The 22,943-nt window shown below is 37.9% G+C and carries 12 protein-coding genes and 3 pseudogenes; 3 read left to right on the top strand and 12 right to left on the bottom strand.

The annotated features are described in order from the left end of the window. Positions 1–10 precede the first annotated feature (10 nt). On the bottom strand, positions 11–706 hold the full coding sequence (gene sdaAB / locus IGJ24_RS00415; protein ID WP_002387470.1) for an L-serine ammonia-lyase, iron-sulfur-dependent subunit beta: 696 nt from the start codon (positions 704–706) through the stop codon (positions 11–13). After that, complete coding sequence (locus IGJ24_RS00410; protein ID WP_002383466.1) at positions 693–1,799, bottom strand: PTS sugar transporter subunit IIC; 1,107 nt, start codon at positions 1,797–1,799, stop codon at positions 693–695. Before IGJ24_RS00410 ends, sdaAB begins: the two co-directional genes overlap by 14 nt. Before the next feature lie 316 nt (positions 1,800–2,115). On the opposite strand from IGJ24_RS00410, the gene IGJ24_RS00405 reads away from it, so the two are divergent. Continuing rightward, positions 2,116–2,736 carry a helix-turn-helix transcriptional regulator gene (locus IGJ24_RS00405; protein ID WP_002383467.1) on the top strand — a complete coding sequence of 207 codons (621 nt, stop codon included), beginning with the start codon at positions 2,116–2,118 and terminating at the stop codon, positions 2,734–2,736. 58 nt (positions 2,737–2,794) lie between these two features. Here IGJ24_RS00405 and IGJ24_RS00400 read toward each other — a convergent pair whose 3' ends face one another. From IGJ24_RS00400 to fss1, 8 genes and pseudogenes are all read right to left on the bottom strand, one after another. Continuing rightward, a complete protein-coding gene (locus IGJ24_RS00400) occupies positions 2,795–3,580 on the bottom strand; it encodes a hypothetical protein (protein WP_289865782.1) in 786 nt (261 codons plus the stop codon). 155 nt (positions 3,581–3,735) lie between these two features. Next, positions 3,736–4,497, bottom strand: a complete 762-nt coding sequence (locus tag IGJ24_RS00395) for a formate/nitrite transporter family protein (RefSeq protein WP_002389593.1) — start codon at positions 4,495–4,497, stop codon at positions 3,736–3,738. 176 nt (positions 4,498–4,673) lie between these two features. After that, positions 4,674–5,408, bottom strand: a pseudogene (locus IGJ24_RS00390) (LPXTG cell wall anchor domain-containing protein); the annotation flags it as partial. Positions 5,409–5,567: 159 nt separating this feature from the next. Continuing rightward, positions 5,568–7,855: pseudogene (locus IGJ24_RS00385) on the bottom strand (glycosyl hydrolase family 28-related protein); the annotation flags it as partial. After that, positions 7,852–8,091, bottom strand: coding sequence for a hypothetical protein (locus IGJ24_RS00380; RefSeq protein ID WP_002356115.1), 240 nt, complete (start codon positions 8,089–8,091; stop codon positions 7,852–7,854). The gene IGJ24_RS00380 and the pseudogene IGJ24_RS00385, both read right to left, overlap by 4 nt. 344 nt (positions 8,092–8,435) lie before the next feature. Further along, the gene (locus tag IGJ24_RS00375; RefSeq protein ID WP_002379255.1) at positions 8,436–9,941 is read right to left on the bottom strand and encodes a helix-turn-helix domain-containing protein; all 1,506 of its coding nucleotides are present in this window, start codon (positions 9,939–9,941) and stop codon (positions 8,436–8,438) included. A gap of 81 nt (positions 9,942–10,022) precedes the next feature. Then, complete coding sequence (locus tag IGJ24_RS00370; protein WP_002407569.1) at positions 10,023–10,937, bottom strand: diacylglycerol/lipid kinase family protein; 915 nt, start codon at positions 10,935–10,937, stop codon at positions 10,023–10,025. 292 nt (positions 10,938–11,229) lie between these two features. Beyond that, positions 11,230–17,327 (bottom strand): annotated as a pseudogene (gene fss1 / locus IGJ24_RS00365) (fibrinogen-binding MSCRAMM adhesin Fss1). Positions 17,328–18,037: 710 nt separating this feature from the next. On the opposite strand from fss1, the gene IGJ24_RS00360 reads away from it, so the two are divergent. Together IGJ24_RS00360 and IGJ24_RS00355 are read left to right on the top strand one after the other, a co-directional pair. Next, positions 18,038–19,525 carry a helix-turn-helix domain-containing protein gene (locus IGJ24_RS00360; protein ID WP_010711885.1) on the top strand — a complete coding sequence of 496 codons (1,488 nt, stop codon included), beginning with the start codon at positions 18,038–18,040 and terminating at the stop codon, positions 19,523–19,525. Beyond that, positions 19,519–21,003 (top strand): helix-turn-helix domain-containing protein, encoded by a 1,485-nt coding sequence (locus IGJ24_RS00355; protein WP_002379258.1) that lies wholly within the window; start codon positions 19,519–19,521, stop codon positions 21,001–21,003. Before IGJ24_RS00360 ends, IGJ24_RS00355 begins: the two co-directional genes overlap by 7 nt. A 356-nt stretch (positions 21,004–21,359) precedes the next feature. Here the strand turns inward: IGJ24_RS00355 and IGJ24_RS00350 are convergent, their stop codons facing one another. Next, complete coding sequence (locus IGJ24_RS00350) at positions 21,360–21,539, bottom strand: hypothetical protein (RefSeq protein ID WP_002381345.1); 180 nt, start codon at positions 21,537–21,539, stop codon at positions 21,360–21,362. A 20-nt stretch (positions 21,540–21,559) separates the two neighbouring features. Then, positions 21,560–22,795 (bottom strand): MFS transporter, encoded by a 1,236-nt coding sequence (locus IGJ24_RS00345; RefSeq protein ID WP_002356101.1) that lies wholly within the window; start codon positions 22,793–22,795, stop codon positions 21,560–21,562. Positions 22,796–22,943 lie beyond the last annotated feature (148 nt).

The raw sequence follows: 22,943 nt of genomic DNA, 5'->3' as shown, positions 1-22,943 counted from the left end.
CAAACTCCTATCATAATAAGATTATTTTCGATGTGTCATCTAGTGAAAACAGTTGTTCTTTCACCGAGGAAATTGGTGCCGAATCTAAGTCAAAGATGAATAAAATTTGATTCCCTTCCACATAACGAGACACCGCATTCACTTGAATATTATTTTTTTGTAACGTATCTTTAAAAGCTTGCATCGCCTGCTCTTCTTGATTAATGACTAACAAAATAGGTAAAGGACCATGTAGTTGGACATTGAAACCGTCTAATTCAATGTATTTCACCTCGATAGTGCCGCCACCTACAGAAATTCCTGTTAAATGAATTTCGTGCGTTGCATCACTGAGTGTCACACATGCTGTATTAGCATGCTTCACTGGACTTTCTTCACTCATTTCTAAAAATTGAATCTCAATTCCTTGTTCTTCCGCAAGTTCAATGGATTGTGTTACGTTGGCATCATCTGCTGCTAGTCCAAGAATTCCGCCAATAATTGCAAAATCAGTTCCATGTCCTTTATGCGTGTCTGCAAAAGATTCATAGTATTTAATCACAATTTTTTCTGGCGTTCCGCCGAATAACTTTCTTGCCGCTAAGCCAATTGCTAAGGCCCCAGCTGTATGCGAACTAGAAGGACCAATCATAATAGGACCAATAATGTCAAAACAACTTTTGTAGTTCATTACTTTGTTCACTTTTTTAGGTTTATTGATGGCCATAGCTGTGTTCATACGTAACTCCTCCTTTGGTTTTTACTGCTTCTTTTTCTTTTTCACTGGTTACTTCCGTCGTTCCTTCAAATTCTGGTGTATTATCCACCGCTTCAATTCTGTAACGTTTAAAGACCAGCGCACCTAAAAATCCAAACATCAGACTGACCACTGTGATAATCGCTACTGCTAGTAAAGTCGTTTGAATGGCATTGTTACCTAATGTCACAAGTAAACCAGCCCACGGCGTTGCCATTCCTGTCACAGGTACTTTTAAGCCAAAGAAAGTCACTACAATACCACTAACCATTCCTGAAAATAAATTCGTTGCGTAAATAGGAATTGGATTGGAGCTGATGATATCGACTTGTGTTAATGGCTCAATTGCCACAGCTAACGGGGTTGAAGCTGTGCCTAGTTTTAACTTTTTAAATAGCGCCGCATTGACAATGGAACTGCCGTAACAAGTCAACGCACCGACAGCCATTGGTACACCAGTCAAACCAATCAAGGCAGTTAAAACCATTGAACTTAACGGTGTCATACCAACAATCGGGATAATAGCACCTAAAATTGCGCCCATCACATATGGATTGCCATCTACTGCACTTAAAATCGTGCCCCCAATAACTTCTAGGACACCTAATACAACGGGTTGAATAAAACCAGCAACTAACGAAGCAGCGACTGGAATGACTAAAATAACGACTAATAAGTCAATCCCTTCTGGAATACGTTTTTGCATCTGCTCAACAACAAAAGATAAAAGATACGCGGTAATAAAAGCTGGTAACAAGCTGACTTTAATCAATGACAGACCTAAAATAATTGAAAAAACTGGACTAATCCCGAAAGCCAGCGGCACAAGAGCTCCAGCTGCTAAACCACCTAGACTACCCATAGTTTCACCAATTTGCGACACATAATCTAAATGAAAAACGCCGCCTACTGCATACCGCAAAAATGCCTCTGGTAGAAAGGTGGCACAAGCTGCACCAGACAAAGCACTTAAAGATTTTTTCCCTCGCGGTGCTTTAAAAGAGAATAGGGACATGCCACATAAAACTAAGACTAACATCAAGATTCCTGATAACGTTTTCATTTCTTTGCCTCCAACTATATTTTTTTATAACGGATGGTACTCCTGAATAAAATTTTTATTGCTCAACAAGTGAAAGAATGAGCGAGCATTTCGATGAACTAAAGTACAATGAGTAACAAAAATTTCATTCCACATTCAGAGTATACGACTAAACAAAAGTTTAGTCAATGTATTTTTTTAACGTAAAGAATCTTATTGCTTTTCCATTAAAAAAGTATTACACTAAAATTAATTTCAGTGTAGGGGAGGATATCACTTGGAGTCATATTTACGTTTAAGTGAAGTAGATAAACAAATCTTACATTCACATGCCTTAATGCTTGATGGATTAGGGAACTTCTTTGGTAGTACCCATGAAGTCATTCTTCATAGTTTAGAAAATTTGGAAAGTTCAGCTATCAAAGTCATCAATGGCCATTTCAGTAACCGCAAGGAAGGTGCCCCCATTACTGATATGGCGTTAAAAATGTTAAGTCAAGTAGAGTCGGAACATGATTACGCTGTGAAACCCTACTACAATAAAAATCAAAAAGGGGTTATTTTAAAATCTTCCACCATTCCAGTTATCGGTGAAAATGATCGTATTATTGGATTGATCTGTATCAATATGCATTTAGAAATGCCATTAATTGATTACTTGCAAGACTTATTACCTTCAGGACAACAAAATGATATGTCCCAAGAGCTTAAAAATTCTGAACATTTTTCTGACAATATTGACGAATTAATCACTACTTCACTGACAAAAGTAAAACAAGCAGTAGAAAGCGATCCAAATGTATCACATTTGAATCAAAATAAAGAAATTGTTATTCGTTTATATGATCAAGGAATTTTTAATCTCAAAGATTCTGTCATAAAGATTGCCGATCGATTAGGTATTTCAAAAAATACCATCTATTTACATATCCGCAATCATAAAAAAGAAGAAGCTTAAACCATCAAAGCCACCAACGCTAACTAGCATTGGTGGCTTTGATCACTTCTCTTCTATTTTAATTTGGTAAATCAAACAAGTAAGGTGTCCCTATTTCTCCATTTAACGTAACATCTAAGCGATTTTTTGTGCCGGGAACTAAATTACTGGCTGTGAAATTCCCTTGGGCATCCGCAGTAAAACTTGCTAAAATCACCCGCGCATCATCTGCACGTGACACTAAAATAGTTGCATTAGGTGCTGTTTTACCAGAAATTGTCCCTTGTTTCGGATCAATCGTAATATTGCTAAAAGAAAGCGCTGCTTCTTGTCCTGAACTTGGAATATCAATTTGGACAGGTGCACTATTCCGTTGATCAACGGTTGCGATTAATTGAGTAGTCGCTCCCGCTCTGGGACTAATTACTGTAAAATTGCCATTGGCATCCACATAAAAAACACCTGCTTGTGCAGAAGCATCACCGACTACCGTTGCTGTAATGGTTGCATTAGGTAATGTAGTACCATTAATTTCATTTCTTTCAGGATTGAAAACAACATTGGTAATTGTAATGTTTGTATCAGGTGCTTGGTTTTGAGGGACTTCATTCGTTTCATCAGTTCCTGCAGAAGGCTGCGTGGCATTTTCTGACGGATTTTCCCCTGTCACATTAGAATTTTGACCCGTGACAGACGAATGACTACTTTTCATTTCTTGTTGGCTAGAGGATTTCTGCGTGGCTTTCTTTGTTTCTTGCTTTGGCTTAGAATCATTTGTGCTTGCTGTTTTTTTGTTTCCACATCCTGCTAGACTTAAAGACAATACACTGAACGTTAACATACTGAACAAAGCCATTTTTTTCATTTTTCGTTACCTCCAGAAATCTTTTTGTAACATTAATGTAACATTGTTTTAAAAATCTAGCAATAATTTTTCAACCGTTTTCCTTTTTGTTTAAAAAGAAAAAATCTGCACAAAGGCATTTAGCCTTTGTGCAGGTTTTTATCTGCTAAATGGATTTAATGTTTGCGATAGCTTAAATAGTAAAAGCCAGAAACAAAAATGGCACCACCAATGATATTACCTAAATAAACAAAAATAAAATTACGGAAAAAGTCTCCCCACTGAACGCCGCCTTCAAAAATTGCGGCTGGAATGATGAATGCATTCGCCACACTATGCTGAAAGCCAATTGCAACAAAAATCATTACTGGAAACCAGATGCCTAATAGTTTCCCCGCTGCATCTTTCGCACCATAACAAAGCCATAAGGCCAGACCTACGAACCAGTTACAGCCAATACCTGAAATAATTGCTTGAAGCCAAGTTGCTGCAACTTTATGTTCTGCAAGAGAAAGAACCTGATTTAAATAGGCACCGCTACTGGTTAAACCTAAATAATGACCAAAAAAATAGGCAACAAATAAGGCGCCAACCATATTTGCCAATGTAATTGTGACCCAGTTCACGAGTAATTCTCTGAAAGAGACCTTTTTAGCAAACCAAGCCGTACTCACCGCCATCATATTTCCTGTGATTAACTCACCACCAGCCATTAAAATAACAATTAGACCAATTGGGAAAACCGCAGCTCCCACTAAAGCTTGAACACTGGCTAAATCTGCTGGAATAGAGGCGGAAACACGCACATAAGCCAAATAGCCGAGGGAAATCATGGCACCGCCGATAAATCCTAAAATGAGTTTTGCTACCAAAGGCTTTTGAATTTTTTTCTGACCATTTTCAATACTAATACTTAAAATTTCATCTGGTGTATACAAACATTTCACTTCCTTTGTTTTTTGTCCTCCTTTACTTTACCCTTATATCACAGAAATTCAAGTACTTTTGTGTATTTTTTCACTAAAAACTGTAGTTCTTTTAATTTTATATGAAAACATCCTGAAACAAGTCCTATTTCTTGTTTCAGGATGTTTACTTATCCGTTTTTAAAGAGTTATCTTTTCACTTTAAAACAATAGGTTGCTATGGCTAACGATAAAAAGCTTAGGCCTAGGAAGCTCACAACTGCTGAAGATTGTTCCCCTGTTTTGGGGAATTTTTTCTTGGCAATTTTGGTCGTATTATCCGCTTTTTTGACTGTTCCTGACGATTCTTGATTTGTCTGTATCTGTTTAGTTGCTTGGTTTTCTGCTACTGATTCCTTTGTTTGACTAGCCTTGGCAGAGGGCTTTGAATTACTTTGAGCGTCATTAGGATCTTGATTAGACTCTACCGCGTAAATGACAGAATTCTGGCCTTTGTTTTGACTGTTTTCGTTTAAAGTGCTTGGGGTGCTACTCTCACTTGTACTGTTGGTTGCGCTGGTCGTACTTGAAGCACTACTTTCGCTGGTACTACTGGTTTTACTGGTTGTACTTGGTGTGTTGCTTTCATTTGTATTGCTTGTTTCACTTGTCGTACTTGAGGTACTACTTTCGCTGGTACCACTGCTCTCACTTGTCGTACTTGAGGTGCTGCTTTCGCTGGTATTACTGGTTTCGCTAGTTGTACTTGGCGTGCTGCTTTCGCTGGTATTACTGGTTTCACTTGTCGTGCTTGAGGTGCTGCTTTCGCTGGTACTACTGCTTTCACTTGTCGTGCTTGAGGTACTACTTTCGCTGGTACTACTGGTTTTACTGGTTGTACTTGGTGTGTTGCTTTCATTTGTATTGCTTGTTTCACTTGTCGTACTTGAAGCACTACTTTCGCTGGTACTACTGGTTTTACTGGTTGTACTTGGTGTGTTGCTTTCATTTGTATTGCTTGTTTCACTTGGCGTGCTTGAGGTGCTGCTTTCGCTGGTACTACTGCTTTCACTTGTCGTGCTTGAGGTGCTGCTTTCGCTGGTACTACTGCTTTCACTTGTCGTGCTTGAGGTGCTGCTTTCGCTTGTGTTACTAGTTGTCTCTGTTGATTTTTCAACTAACAGAAGTAACGCCGTTTTTATGGTTTGTGTTAATTGGTTAATACGCTTTTGTGCATCTGCAGGCGTTTTAAAGCCACCAAGTGTTGGCTCTAATAATTCTTCATCTGACCAAGCAAGCAGTTGTTGTAACTGCTTAGAGCTTCCTTCGCCAGTTGTTGTATCTATTAAGGCTTCTTGCATGGCTTGCCAAGAGTCTTTGGTATATACAGATTCGTCTAATTTATGAACGCTTGCCAGTTCATTTTCTGCTTCTGTACGCTCTAGCGTGATATCGGCTTTTTTGACTAATACTTTCATTGCAGATTGCAAATTACTTGTTAACTGATCCACTTGCTCTTGGGTTTTGTCCTGACTCTCCTGACCTTCTGCTAACAATTGTGTCGCCTGCTGATAATAGGAAGAAACAATCGTTTTAGGCCCAATGGCAGTGAATAGCTGCCAAGAGTAAACCGTATATTGGTTTGCTTCACCAATCGAAGCATAAACGGTTTGTAGTTGGGACAAATCAAGCTTTTTTGCCGGAGCCTCTACCGTCACCGGTACGTTCACTGTTACCAATGAACCTGTTTCATAAGTTAATTGAACAGTCACTTTTTGTTGGCCGATTTCATTTAAGACCTCTGGATTGACGATTTTAGCGGCTGGGACTGCTTCATCCGCGTCATTTGTATTAGCAACCAGTTGCTGCGGATCGATTGTCCTTGCACAATCGTTGTAGCCACAGGGGTTGCTAAAGTATTTCTAACCGGAATTGGCGTATTTTTATATTGCTCATAAAGCGTTGGTGAAATTAATGATTCCCATGTTGCTGGCATTAAGCGATAGTCCGCCTCTGTCCAATTTTCTACCAATAATTGGCCGTTTTTAAGGCCATCATCTCGAGTATTGTCTTTCACAAAACTCGTTTCTGGTCGGAACCCACCGCCACTAGCGATTAACAATTCCCGACGTCGGTTTTGCGGAATATTGTGGTAGTTAACAAACTGATTGTTGATAAATACACCATTGAACACATTGTTATTTCCTGTATGTCGATTGTATTCCATTCCAATTGCATATTGATTGTCCCAATACTTCCAATCAAAAATGTTATTAGCCACTAGCCAGTTGGATAATTCTGAAATAGCTCCCTCTGCTTGTGTTTCTGCCAAACCAATCTCTGGTGTTCCATACATAATGAGACCTGTATTTCGCAAATAATTATTCATAATCGTAATATTACGGCCTGATTTAAATTTAAATCCGCCAGCTGGACCATTTTGTAGTCCACGTAAATGATTCCCCACCACCGTGATGTTTTGAGCACCACGGAAATAAATTGCATGATCTCCCACCAGACCATTCAAGTCTTCATTATCATAAGGTGAATAGAAAAAATTATGTTGAACAGTTACATCCTTCAGCATATTAAAAGAATTAACCCCGGTGGATAGATAGTTTTGTTCATTAGGTACTGAAATAGCACCAGCTTCAATGGCTGTTTGCAAACGTGTAATAGTCGCTGCTAAATCTGAACGACTGGTACTTTTAATTGCATCTAATTCTGTCACTTTTAACCCAAATAGATTGTCCACGATGTCTACATCTGACATATACTGGAAACGACTTGGTGTTGAATAACCACCAATGTAAATCGCTCGGTTAAAATCAATCTTGGGTTGCATGTGTGCTGTGTCTCGCATGAAAATATTGCCTGAAATCTTAACGCCAATATCTGCATTTAAATTGACCACGAATCCTTTTAATGGATTATAAAAGATATTGTTTGCTAGCGTTAATTGATTCGTCAATTTCAAGGTCACATTGATGCCGTCAAAAGCAATATTTTGAAGTCATACATTGGTTTTCGTCCCGTACGTTGTGTCTGTTAGCTGAATCGGTGTACCTGTAACGTTATGTAAAATAGTGGCTCCTGTTGTATCGCCAATTAACTGATAATTTGAAGAAATCGTAATATCTTTTGACAAAGCATAACTTCCCTGTGGTAAAAATAATGCGTTTCCTTCCTTTGCTGTCTGACTCAGCAACGTCTGTAACTTATCTGATTGATCTTCTGCACTATTAGGCACCATCGCTTGCGTACCAAAAATCGTTGTATCTGTTGCGTTAACTGGTTCAACCGCTTCGGTCACCATTGGTAGACCAACCACTGTTAATAAACCAAACAGAAGCATGAGCATTGTTTTCTTCATGGAGTTCCCTCTTTTCATTCCGTTACTTCTAACGGCTTATTTTGTAAAAGTTGATACAGCGTAATAACACGACTGTCTTCGTATGCATAAATTTTTTTGAATTTTGGATTCATATGTAAGATACTTGTTACCTTTAACAAGTTTTGATTTGTGACTTCTAATTCTAAGGCCTCAACCAATTCCTTTAATCGAACACCGGCACTATTTTCTTCACAACTTAAGATTTCTTCAATTTGTTCCATCCGTTTTTTCATTTTATCCCGCCTTTCTTCCCTTGCTCTTTCTATTATATAGAAAAATCCTTGTGAGAAACCTCAATATTTTTTAACTGACTGTTAAAAAAAGTAGTAGTTCCTTTACTATCAATAGCTAATCATCTATTATTTACGATAAAAAAAGCAAAAAAAGTACCTTTTTGACATAATTTTCAGAAGAATTGACGCAGTATTTATTAAAAAACAACGAGAAAACGTCAATAAGTAGGTGTTGATTACCTACTTATTGACGTTTTCTTCTTGTCTTTTTTTACTTTTTAGAAAAATTTTTTTACAATTTATCGGACATATGCATCAAAAAAGCCCATTTTTTTGATTTTTTATTAAAGTGACGTGGTTCTTTTCTCGTTAATTTTTACTATTTTTTGGTTCAAACGATTATATTGCTCAAACGTTAACTCACTTGAAAGTAAAAATATCTCTGGATGACCCGTTTCCACATCTGTCAAAGAAGTCACTAATAGTAAATCAATATTTTGCCATTCTTCTTTGCTTGCTTCACTGTATCGTAAAACTTCCAATGCATAGAACCGACGAAAATTATTTTCAATCGAAAGTTTCACCCGTTCTTCTTCCAGTACTGGCAAGCCTGATTTTAAACCTAAAACAATTTTTTGTTCGCGATGAATTAAATCATCGGAAAGCGCCAAAACACTAGAATAACGCAGAGCCAAAAATTCTTTATTTGTAAATAATTCATTGCCTGTTTGTTCGTAAAGTTGATTTAAGCCTTGGCTTAATTCTTCTAAAAGAACCGGATATTTTTCTTTAACTTTATTCCAAAAGACATTGTACATTTTCACATTTTGGACATAGTAAAGTTCGGCAAATAAATGTGTAGCAAACAAATAATAAAAAATTTGCGGACGAATTTTCTCCAATTGCGGCGTCATGTGTATTTCTTCTAATAAGAAATGTTGGACTAAATGAGTCAACATGTAAACAGGTGCTTCAGTCTCATCAAAATGCGCTAAAATTGCTTGTGCAGTGGCTTCATCTTGATAAAATTGGTCATTGGCTAACAAGAAAAAGTACACAAAAGTTAAATCGTTTTTGTTAAGGAAAAGGGTTGTAGCTGTCATCTCTTCTATAAAGGCTTGGTAATGTTTATTACCTTCTAAATAAGTTTCTTGCTCGGCTGAAGGTCGATATTCGGCGCCTTGCGCACTACGGACTTTTGAGATAGCGACCATATATTTAACTCGGCGTGTCACCGTTTCCGCAACTTCTACGTTGAAAAAAGCCATCATTTTTTGGACGGTTTGTGCGACTTCCGTTTCTTGTATATAGTCAAAAGGCCAAGTATCACGGATTAAGTCCATAAAAATAGTGTAAGCAAAATGGCGCAAATACGCTTCATTGCCTTCAATTTTCCAAGTACTTTTATTAATTACTAAACCCAATGGTGCTAAAATTTCTGTAAACCCTTTGAGCAAGCGCCGAATCGTGGCATCACTAGTATGATACTTTGCTGTCGCTGGCACAATTCCATTAAATCGACCCCAGAATAAATCTTCCATTACTTGATAAGTTAAACTATCCCGAAAAATTGCTGTATAAAGTTTCTGGAACGCTTGGCTAGACGCCAAGTTCAAGCGATAGCCATGCCCCTTTTCAAAAGCCAAAGAAGCATCATTATCCACAGCATAATACGTAATGTCATCTTTTAGAAGTTCTACGTATTTTTTGACTGATTTTTTGTTTAATTGTAATTCTTCTGCTAACTCATTGATGTCAATCCAGCCTTCATTAATTGGCAAGTTTCTTAAAATAATAATTTTAGAAACGACATCTGTATCGAATATATCAACATATTCATCCCATTTCACTGTTCACTCAACTGCCTCTCTTCTGTTCTATTGTACACAAAATGAGAAATCTATTCCACGAAAAAATAACAGTTGTTTCTTTTATTCTTTCGTAGATGTGGACGTTTCAGGAACAAACACGTTGAGTCCCCCAGCTTCCACCGTTACTTTAATCGGTAAATCATCAGTAGGGTCGCCATCTGTTCGTGTTTGGACTTTCTTGTCTTTTTCGCCACTAATTTTAAATTGACTCCCAGAGAAATACACGACACCAGGAATTTCATTTAATTGTCCTCTGATAATTTTAGGTAAATAATAGACAAACTTGTAAAAAACTAACTTAGGTAAAATGATAATGTGGACTTCGCCGTCATCTGGCGTAGCATTGGCATCGAAATTGGTAAAGCCACCAGCAGAATTCGTCATGGTCATCGTTAATAATTGGGCTTTGCCATGCCAACGTCTTTCATCGCCATCAATTTTTAGTTTGTATTTTTTCTTTTTCATTAATAAGCGGAAAAATTGCTTTGTAAAGGCTAAAGGACCATATTTTTGTTTCTCCTGTTGGGTCACATTTGCTGCTGTATCTGCTAATAGTCCAATCGTTAAGGTCGAAATCATCACATCTTGATTTACCATCCCAAAGTCAACTGGTGTGGTCTGTCCTGCCAAAATGGTCTCAAAGGCGTCTTCTTCTTTCAAAGGAATACTTAACACACGTGCAAAATTATTGACTGTTCCACCTGGAATAATCCCTATTTGATAGTCACGAATGGTGTCTTTAAAATTTTGAACGGCATGATGAATGGTCCCGTCACCACCAATGACGACCAAGACACCCACTTGATTTTCTTTGGCATTTTTCCGCATTTCTTCAGGATCAATGTCTGGATTGGAAGGTTGCAAAATAACCGCTTCCCCTTTCGCTTCTGCAGCTTTTTTAAAGCGTTCTGCAATCTCTTTACTTTCACTACTTCCTGAAGTTTCGTTGTATAAAACCATCATCTTTTTCATCATTCTATCCTCATATCTCTAACTAAATTTCTTGCACATGTAAAGTGTACAATATTTTAGCCAAAATACCTAAAGATAGCATCGAAAAACAAAGGCTGAGGCACAAGCGGTTATCTCCAAGAACCCAGTAAGTTCTGTTCAAAGGCTAAACTGAGATGAAGGCTTACCTGAGATGAAGGCTTACCTGGGAATGTCAATAAGAAGGAGCTACTTTTGTTCAGTTGATTAGCTTAAGATGAAAAAAAATAGGCCATCCGTCCTTTCGACGGATGGCCTGTTTTTTTATAGCTTTTGCTTATTTCTTGCTCTTTTTATAGAAGAGCCAACTTGCCAAACCGACCAACAGGAGGCCGATAAAGACAAAGAAGTAATTGACTTGTGTGTTGGTTTTCGGTAAACCAAGCCAACCTGTCTCTCTAGCTGCTTGTTTCGTTGTTGGCTGATTTGGTTTTGTTTTTTTGGATACAGGTTGTTTCTTGTTAACAAACGTGCCCGCATCCACGAGTTCAGGTTTGTCTTTCGCTGTTGCCGCAATAGTGAATGTGACAGCTTGCTTAGACAGTTGGTAACCATCCGGTGCTTTTGTTTCCACAAAGGTATATTTTCCTGGTTGTAAGTGTTTCACTTGAACTAACCCTTGGTTGTCAGAACGTAATGAACGAGCGACAGTTTGCCCTGTCTCTGCATCTGTCACTTTAAATTCAGCACCTGCTAAGGCATTCTTTTGCTGATCAATTTTCACCAGCTTGGCAGCACCTTGGTAATTAATAAAAGGTGCTTTAAGTACCACAGTGGCTGGTTTGCCTTGGTTGTCTTTGGCAATCGTAAAGCTTGCGCTTGGCGTTTCATTAAGAAGATAGCCAGTTGGCGCTTGTGTCTCCACAAAACGATACGTTCCCGGTGCTAAGTTTTTCGCAATGACTTTGCCTTGCTTGTCAGACATCAGATTGGTTTGTCCAGCTACAGTTTGCCCTGTTTCATCAATGACCTTAAACACCGCACCTGCCAATGCTTCACCTGTTTCGTTTTCTTTGGTTAATTGAGCAGTTCCTTGATAATTGATAAGATCGCCTAAAGCAATTGGCTGCTCTTTTCCTAATTGGGCGGTTACATCAAATGGATGTGGCGTTGTGTCTAACAGATAGCCTGTTGGTGCTTTCGTTTCCACTAAAACGTAATGCCCTTCATTTAGCCCTTTAGCGTAAATTTCGCCAGTCTTGTCCGTTGTTATTTCAGAAACTTTCTCTCCTGCACGATTCAAGAATGTTATTGGTGAACCTTGTGGCTGATTCTGATTATCGGCGTTGTAAATTGCAAAAACTGCACCCGCTAAGGTTTGACCTTGCTCGTTGACTTTACGTCCCGTTACTTCCGCTTGATAATTTACAAACTCTAACTCATCTAGTGGTTGTTTATCATTTGAATTCTTCTTCACTACAAAATAAATGGGTTGTTTATTGACGATATAGCCATCCGTTGCATCCAGTTCATCTAATTCATAGCTACCAGCGCCTAAATCCTCCATAGCCAATGAACCATCTTTTTCAGCAGTTACTTCTCTTTCAAAGATTTTTTCCCCGTTTTCTATTCGATACAATTTAAAAATCGTTCCTGGAAGTGGGTTCGCATTGGCATCAATTTTCTTAAAGACGGCACGTCCTTTGAAATTGGCGAAGGCCCCTAATTGGAAGATCTCCGGGTCGCCTTTGAAATCACCACGAATTTCTACTTTTACTAATTCAGGATAAATAATATAATCTGCGCCATCTGGTAATTTTGGTGCTTTGATTTCTTTGTAATAATAGGTACCTGGCGCCAAGTCTCTAAAGATAATTTTGCCATCTTTGCCACTCGTTGCTGTAATCCCTAATGATTGTTTATTGTGATCATATAGTTCAAAAACAGCACCTGCTAATGGTTGGTCTGCGCTATTCGTTTTCACGATTTGGAAAGCCCCTTTGTAATTCACAAAGTTGTCACTAGCAACAACGACCGCTGGTTTACCAGCATTTTTCTCAGCAATTTCAAATGGGACTGGCGTGGTATTTAATAAATAGCCTGTTGGCGCTTTGGTTTCTACAAAGCGATATTTTCCTGGGGCTAAGTGCTCTGCAACAATTTCCCCTTGATTATTTGTCGTCAAGCCTGTTTGAATCGTTTGTCCCTTCGCATCAAGCACTTTAAATGTCGCACCACTTAATAAGTGTCCATTCACATCTTTTTTGATTAATTTAGCCGTGCCTTGATAGTTAACAAAGTTAGCCGTTGCTATAACTGTTGCTGGTTTGCCCCGATCGCTTGCTGCAATCGTGAAAGCACTTGGTTCAGTGTTTAAAAGGTACCCTGCTGGCGCTTTGGTTTCCACAAATTGATATTTTCCTGGGGCTAAATCCGTCACTGTGACTTTTCCGTTTGCATCCGAAACTAAGTGTTCTCGAACCGCTTGTCCTGTGGTATCAAGGACTGAAAATTCAGCACCTGCTAATGGATTGCCTGCTTGGTCTTTTTTAATTAGTTCAGCAGAACCTTGGTAATTAAGCATTTTAACATGAACATCACGAATTTGTCCGCTCGTGTTTTGTGTCACAATGAACCGTTTGGGTGTCGTGTCTAAAAGATAGCCTGTCGGTGCTTCGATTTCTGTGAACTGATAAAGCCCCGGTTTTAAACTATCCACCTCTAACTGGCCATTCGCGTTGGTTCGATCCGGCGCAAGGGGAACTTCTTCCCAATGAGTAAACGGCGTGGTTACGGCATGCTCTAATTTAAAGCGAGCATTGACTAACTTTTTACCCTTCTCATCTGTTTTTTCTAAAAATACTTTACTGACATCGTTTTTAATAATGGTTGGTTGTGCTCCTTCGGCTGAAGTTTCTTCATCAATAGTAATGACTCGGCCTTTAGCTAATTCGTCCGAAACTGTATAGCCTTCTGGTGCTTTTGTCTCCACCAAAATGTATTGCCCTTGCGGCAACCCACCAAATGTGATAACCCCGGTGGCATCTACTGTACCTTCACGTAGGACTTGTGTTTTAGCTTGGTCCCAAATTTGGAAATGGGCGCCTGCTAAAATAGTCGTCCCATCCATGGCTGTTTTCTTCAGCTGAATTTTGCCTTTAGTCCCTGTGGCATGCCCGCCACTGTGATCAATGTCAACGACCACATCGCCATTGTCATCCCCATGAACGACTTCTGAACCATTTCCAGTAATTGACACTTGGTTGGATACCGTGTCTGTACTCCCCGCCGCTGAAGAAGTCACTAAACTACGATATTCCATATAATAAGGTGCTTCAATATGGGCCATTTTAACGACAATTTTTTGTTGTCCTGTTTCATTATCGGTGGTAACTTCCAGTGTGTAATCTTTTCCTTCTTCTAAAATAACAGATTTATCTGGCGTAATAGTTCCGTCTTCTGTTACGTTGGTACCGTAAATCACCAATGACTCGGGATCTAGCACTTGGTTTGGTGAGGGTGTATCAGTAATAACCACATCGTCTAAAACCGATTGGGCGCCATTGATCATTACATGCCAGTACACATGATCTGGATCATCTTTGTGGTATTCGCCACCTTTTTTCACTGATTCGCCACCATGTTGAATAGAAACTTTTCCTGTCACATCACGTGAAGAACCTTGGTTTGTATAAGATGCGGTATTGTCATAGCTAGCCGAACCTTCGATAACTTTTTCATCAACAGACGTCTTAAATTCAATCACATACGTACGACTATCATTAGGAAAATCAACACGCCAAGTATTTTGGTTTTTCTCGCTTGGTTCTTCCATTGTGATATCCGTCAACGGTTGCGTTGGTTTCACTTTTTCAACCGAACCATCTGGTTTTGTATTGCCTTCATAGACTTTCAAGCTCCCAGCCAAATAGGTTTGATTGGTTAAAATTGGATCCGTCAAAAAGGCGTCGACTAAACGATTATTACTTAAATTAACCGCAATCGTCCAAGTGATTTCTTTGGTGACGGCATTGTAAACACCGCTTTTTTGCGCATTTAAATCAAAAGCAGGTAAAGGTTTAAACGGTTTACTATCTTCTGAATGATGATTGTTTCCTGCTTCATCCGTCCAATCAATGGCAGCAGTATTTCGGTAATGGTCCAACGCTGGATTGTTAGCGTCTAACTCGGTAACATCGAAAAAGGTAGTATAAGTTATGTGGAAGGCATCACTTGTTTTGGCATATGCCCCCATGAAACTTAACTTAAAGCCTGTTTCACCATCTGCATTACGAGTTATTTCTACCATGTAATCTTTACCTAACGTCAACTGAGCACCAGTGGTTGTATCTTTGACAACCAACGAATTGGGTACCATGGTTAAGCCAGGAACTGGTTCGTATGTGTCCGTAATCACGGCATTTTCCATCAAATAATTATTTTGATTCACAGCTAACGTCCAACCAATCGTTGAATTTTGATAATCAACTGCACCAGTGTTTTTAATAATATTTTGTTGACTGGCTGTGCCATCACCTTCTGAATGCTGACCAGTGCCGACATCCACACGATTATTCACGGCAACATCGCCTTCGACAATTCCATCAACTTTGGTTTTATAATCAATCTTGACTGCGCCATTCACATCATGTAAAAAGTCAATTGCAAAGGAACCGTCTCCGTTGATTACCACTTTGTAATCTTTTCCTTCCACAAGTTCTGCTCCAACGACTTCATTTCCTTTGTCATCAAACGTCACTGAATATAAATGTAAAGAATCTGGTTCAAACGTTAAATTATCGCCCATTGTGTCTGTAATGACTGCTTGGTCTTTTGGAATGGTTTGTTCACCATAGTTGTAGTTAATTTCCCAAGTGAATTCTTGATTGGCTTCGTCGTAATCTATATTGCGCTTGTCTAACATTTTGCCATATGTGGCGGTAACAGTTGCTTCAGCATCTAACCCATTTGGATTATTATCACTTGTTAACGTCGCGTGATTTTTAAAAGGCACATCGCCGCCGCCATCTGGAATAACCGCCTCGTCAATCGTCGTTTGGTACTCAAGACGATACGCTTTGTTGGTGTCACCTTTAATCGTCACATTGCCATTTTTATCAACGGTATATTCATCTGGACTAAGTTCGCGACCCACTTCTTTAATTGTTCCATCAAGATTCATCACTAACTCATAGACTTTCACGGACTTAAAGGTATCCCTGTTGGCCATGTTTCCGTCACAGTTGGATTTGTTTGATCTTTCATCGCTTGATTGATATCTACCGTCCAAGTAATCGCACTAGGATTGGGCGTTCGATCAAAATGGCCTTGTTTATCAATTTGTTGTTCGGTATCTGGAACAATTGGAATCACTACAGGCGGCAAATCTTCTTGTGTAGGAATATCAATCACCCAATCTCCTGGGCCCCGCCCATCTGAATCATTCAAATGAGTATCTAAAGAAAAGTCCCCGTGAATGTCACTTTCAGACGTGATTCGCTCATTAAAGGTAAAACGAACCGTACCATCTTCACTAATTGTGTAGGTTCCATAGACATTGCCTTCTGCATCAACTAAATCACCTGAACCTGGTTTATTAGGTTTCAAATTGCCAGGTAATTGAAACTCGAAGTAATCGCCTGCTTTCATTTGTTCTCGCACATCTTCTGGAATCGACCAGTTAAAGTTCCAATGAATGGTCACATCTTCTTTATACGGCGGTGTTGCTGGTGTGCCATCAGGATTTAAATAAATCGGATCTTCAAAATTATCGATAATCGTTGTTTCATCACCTGTAAAATAGTTACTGATATTTGTTGGTCCTGCTACGCGCGGTTTGACAGTCGTCGATTCAGTTGTTTTACTTTCTATCGCTTTTGTCGTGCTGGCGACAGTTTCTTCGGACGAACGAGGAACAGAGGAGTTTGTAGATGTTTCTTCTGTTAAACCTTCATTCGCTGATGCGGCTGGCGAACTCGTGATTGCCGTTGATTCTGTCGGATCAGTACCAGTATTTAACGTCAACGCTCGTTGCTGTTGTCCATAAGAAAACGTCACATCTTCTGTAGCTGTAGGGTTCAACGTTAAGACTAACGTATCTGCTAACGCTTGCTGATTCAATTCAATTTGAATCTGTTTCTTCTGGTCATCCACTTGAATCTTGCGCGTATTATTGGGCGCTGCCCAATGTGCAGCTTTGATTGACACATTGGCACTATAATGCACTACAACCTCTTGTGTTACTGGTTGTGCTTTTCCTTGAAGCGCTAAGGTCATTTCTTGTTGGCTGGTTTGCTTCACTTCTCCTAACGTTAACTGGCCATCGCTGTTAACATCTTCCGCCAAAGCCATGAGTGGTGTGCCATAATTTAGAACAAGTAACAAACACATCAACCCGTAGAGCCAACGGTTTACCATTGGACCATTCTTTCTCATTTCTTTCATCCTTCCTCTACTAACGACACATAGAAGAGAACGTTCACTTCGTACCAATTTTTTATTTTAAACCAAATAAGTGAGTGCTCTTCTGTTGTCTTTCTTCCTTGCTAAAACAGACAGCCAACACACCTTTTCTTTTTATCTCCTCAAAACGCACTCTTACTTCGAATGCGGATTCATTTTCTGCTTTTTCCTATAGACTCTTCTATAAGAATAAGAAGAGTATAACGGGATTTTTCATCGAAAATTATCAACAACTTCTCCTCCAAATAGAAAAAGTTGATGAAATCCCAGAAACCCTTTTCATCTTTATGAAAACACGCCCTTATCCTTTCTTATTTTTACTATTCCTCCTTCCACTATACCGTTTTTTTAAATTTTTTTCATAAGAACTAACCAGACAAAAAAGCCTATTTGTATGAGCTATTTAAGCTAAAAAATCAACAGACTCACATTATCATTTTTGTTATTTAAATGTTTTATATAAACTGGTTGTTTTTCTTAATAATTTTTTGCTCTATCATTTTTTGTCCATGTTTTCTTCCATTTGACACATTCAGTTCTTCTTGATTTTTAAGAATAGATACAGTAGCATAAGAACAACTAGTTCTTTCACTGGCAATTGTCAAATGTCATTTAAAAAAGAATGCCCTATCTGTATTATCTGAAAAATCAAACAATCATAACCAATTAGAAAGGTGGTTATTATGCATAACTTATTAACCAAACAGGAAATTCAGTTACTTTCCCTAATTGAATACTTGTATGACAGTAAAGAAAAAGTCCCCATGCAAGTACTCCGACGAAAATATGAATTTTCCCATTACAATATCAACAATTTATTGAATCAATTAACTTTGTTAATTTCTCGAGTCAATACACATGAAAATGTACATATTCGCATCATTAATAATCAACAGTCCATAGAATTAGTCGCCGATGAAAATATCCCGATTGAGTTAATGAAAGAAGCTGTTGTCCGCGGGTCACTAACCTATATGTTAGCCCTGGATTTACTTTTAAAACGCTACACTTCAGCCAAAGATTTTTGTGAAGAACATTTCATTAACTTTTCTATCTTTAAACAAGTCAGTGACCGTTTAAACAATTATTTAGCTAGATTTAATTGTTATTTAAATTTAAAAAGGCGCGAAAAAATTTGTGGCAAAGAGAAAGATTTTCGTAGTTTCTTTTACTCCTTATTTTTCATTTCAGGAACTTCTCTCGTTCCTTTTTTATCTAAAACCAATCAAGCGCAATTGCAGAATTTTATTGAAATCATCAAAAACCGTTATCCTTACTTTACATATACCGATTTACGCAAATTAAAATTAATTATGTCCATAGGTTTACTCCGTTACCAATCTGATTTTACAATCAGCGATTATCCTGAAATTGCTACGATCAATTTAGCCTTTCCTTATTCAGAATTTCAATTATTAGTGAATGATTGTTTTATTAATGAACAAAAAGAACCCGACACATGGCGGGCTGAAATTCGTTTCTACTATGATTTTTTCAGTACATTAACGATGTATTCACTTGAACAAATAGAAACGGTCAACTTTGCCAACTTAGCGATTATGGGCATGGATGAAAGTCCCCATGTCACCTGGATTTTTGAAAAATGTACGCAATTACAGTTGGATTTAAGCGCAATAGAAGTGGTCTTTTTGTTGGTTAATTTATCTAATGCCAGTGAACGACTGATTCATTTCCCTGTGGAAGAGGAATTGAGCTATGAGGTTGCTAACGTCTCTTTGTATGAAAAGCAATACCCAAATGTTTCGCGAACAACCAACTATTTCTTAAAGCGTTTGCCTTTTGACAAAGAGCACCCACTAGATGCATTATTTAAAGAAACCATTTTTTTAATTATTCGGAGTGTTTTATTAAACAAACAAATTCCTGTTAAAATTTTACTTCATTCATCTATTAATCAGATACAAGAAAATTGGTTAGCGAAGGAAATCAATAATTATTGCGATGTTCCTTTGAAATTCGTCAATCATATTCAAGAAGTGCCTGACCTAGTCATTACTGACAAAAATAATCCGCTTTTTCACGCCAGCAAAACCTTTTATTGGCATCCCGTTCCTTATTTAGACGAATACTATAACCTAAAACAAGTAGTTCGCAAAATTTATTTTGCCAAATTACGTGGGGAAAACAGTTTGGAGGGAATCGGATGTTAACAGGATTACTTGATGTACCTTATCGTAAAAGTTTTGCTCTTTTAGAAGAGTTACTCGAACGTCGTGAAGCAGAAGAGCAAACATTGGCGATTTCTACTTTAGCCACTCAATTAAAAATGCAACAAAATACCATTCTACAATCCGTGGCTTTGCTCCAAACAGAAATTGAAAAGAACGGCTGGGAGAACTTATTTTCTTTGTCGGCAAACGTCAAAGAAATCACATTTTGGTTTGCACCCTATTTCCAACTATCGTTCTTGATGCCTTACTTTGTCAAAAAAAGTTTCGCATATCAAGTGTTGACCTACGCCTTTAATCATAATGCAATTGATAGCAAACATTTTGAAAAAGTCCTAGAAATTTCTTCATCAACCTTTACGCGAAAAATTGGACAATTAAACCAATGGCTCCAAAAATATCAGATTGAAATCAATTTAAAACGTACCAATGTGTTGGTGGGCAAAGAAAAAGATATCCGGATTTTCTTTATGATGCTTTTTTGGAACAATTACTCTGAAGGCGATTGGCCGTTGCACACGATTACTAAAAAAGAAGTCCATAGTCTCTTTCGACGTTTAAAACACTCTGTTTCTTTCAATACAACACAAGATTTTACAAAAGACTTAATTTTTTCTGCTGTGATTTTAGCGCGTTGGAAAGAGGGCTTTTTTATCAAAGAAACTTTCGTGGAGGAAGAAGCGATTGTTAATCCCTTTGTTAATCTGAGTGAATTTGAATTGTTTTTTAAAGAAGAAGCCTTACACCAAGTTCCAACAAAATTTATACAAAAAGAAGGACTTTTTGCCTTTTTCTTATTGACGATTAGTGTCAGCTACGCCACACAAGATGTCTTGGAAATTCCTGCAGCACGGATGCATATGGTCCAGCTATTAGGCTCACCCATTAAAGAGATCATTTATCAACTAACGTCTTTTTATCAAATTAAATTGACATTTCACGAGTATCTTTATCTATATACTTCTATCCAAAATTTAAGTGTCTTTTTTAAGACCTTTGTTACGATTGCCAATCCATTTGTGCAAGAAAGCTTTTTAAAAGAAGCACTTCAAAAAAATCCAAGTCTCTACAAAGATGTGAAGCGCCTTACAATTGAAATGCTTCCAACATTGATGGGCAATGAAAAATTGTTAGTTGACTGCTTGTTCATTCTTTTTTGTACACTGAAAACGAAATCTTTACCACCGATTCGTGTCTTAGTAAGGACCAATCAAAGTAATTTAATTTTAGATACCCTTTATGAAAAGCTAAGTAAAGCCGTGGATAAAAAATTAATTTTTGTCGCTTCACCAGAAAAGCCTTTCGATGTAATTATTACAGATATCTTTTCAGAAGTTAGTGTCAAATCAACGATTCCTACTTATTATGTTGATTTTTCCGCTAGCATTGGTGAACTAGCGCAAAGCTTAGAAAATTTAAATACACAAATTGTCACCAAACAAAGTCCACGCCACTTTTAAAAGTTTTCACGTGAAACATTTTAAGTGATAAAAATAAGCAAGAGGAGGTCGGGACAGAAGTGTTTAGCTCCGAGAAATAAGAAGGAATTTCCGAAAATTGTTCTTTAATTTTTGGAGAATTTCGGCTTATTTCCGAAGGAGTTGCTTCTGTTCCCGCCGTTTATCAGTTTTTGAGCATGGAGCAAAAATCCAAAGTGATTTTTGTCCCACGCTCTTCTTGCTTATTTTCTTTAAATTACAAAAAACGCCAAAAGGTAGCAGTTTTTCTGCTACCTTTTGGCGTTTTTTACGAAAATTTTCAATGTTCCACTCTAGTGATACCGAAACGTAGAACATTCATTTACTAACTACTCACTTTACATGACGTTATTATTTTCTGTCACCAATTCTAGCTCTTGCAAGTAATGATCCAAAGTCGCGTGATGTTGATCGACATCGGCTAACTCTGTTTCAATTTTAGCTAAACGCGTGTTCATGCGTTGAATTTCCGTTAGTGTTTGTTGTAAAACGTTTAAAATCCGTTCATCGTTAGGCATTGAAATCACTCCTTGTTCATTTATAGTTCGGAGCCGTGTTCAATCTCTTCAATCGTTTCAAGAGACAAATCTTTGGCATCATTTTTAGCTTTGTGGAAGACCATATATAAAATGGTACAAACGATTGGGATACAGCCTGCTAAGAAGTACATTTGTTGGAATGACATAAAGTTACGTAATTCACCTAAAACGTACGGACCAACCCCTAATCCAAGGTCTAAACCGATGAAATAAGTTGATAAAGCAATCCCGATACGGTGAGGACTTGGGCTTTCTTGAAGACAAACCGCTTGGCCATTTGACATGAAAGTACCATAACCTAAGCCAATTAACCCACCTGAAACTAATAACATCCAACCAGACGTAGTCATACTTAATAAGAATAAGCCTAGTGTTAAGAAAATGTAGCTCGGATACATGACGTAGCGTTCACCTTTGACATCGAAAATCCGACCTGTCGATGGACGTGTTAAGGTAATCACGACTGCATAGACGATAAAGAAGAAGGTGCTGACGTCAACTAAATCGATTACTTTGACATAAGAAGATAAGAAAGATAAGACACTTGAATAAGCAAGACCCATTAAAAAGGCGATAAATGTAATAAATAAAACTTTCTTTTCAACAAAACTATCAAAATTCCATTTAGATAAAGCTTCACGATGTTCAGGTGTTAACTCAATATTTTTCACTGGGAAAATGAAGCAAGCAATGGTTGTTAACAAAATTAAAATAATTGAAAAGTTAATAATGACATGGAAGTTGGAAACATTTAACAATAACATCCCAATAAATGGCCCAATGCCGGCTGCTAAACTAGTACTCAACCCATAATAATTGATCCCTTCCCCTTTTTTATTTTTAGGGATATAGGCGGTAACAATTGCGTTGGTCGCTGTCGAAACGGTTCCGTAACCAAACCCATTTAAAAAACGGACCAGATAAAGAATGCCCATACTTGGCATATACATATACGCAACAGTCGTTAAAAGATAAAACAAAGCCCCATAACGTAAGACTTGTTTGCGCCCAATCAGTTCAAGGAGTTTTCCCATGAAAAGTCGTGCAAGCAATGTCCCGATGATGTAAATTCCTGAGGCCAGACCCGCTTGACCTAAAGTAGCATGTAAGCTATCTTGCGCAATCACCGCAATAATAACCATTAATAAATAATAAACAAGATAGACAATGAAATTAATCACTGTAATACTGATAAAGCCTTTATTCAAAAGCTTTGTTGGTGTTTGTTCTGTCATAATTCTTTGAATTCCTCTCTCTTTTGTTCTGTTTATTTTGTGTTGCTATTTTTCAATAAAAGACCGCTATCCCCTCACTTTGATGACTTATCAAAAAATTTTCTGAAATTCATTTGCAGTTATTACTATACGAGATATCCGTTACAAA

Origin of the sequence: Enterococcus sp. DIV0546 (assembly GCF_051712785.1) — a bacterium.
Classification (GTDB): domain Bacteria; phylum Bacillota; class Bacilli; order Lactobacillales; family Enterococcaceae; genus Enterococcus; species Enterococcus faecalis.
This window is presented reverse-complemented; position numbering and strand designations above follow the sequence as displayed.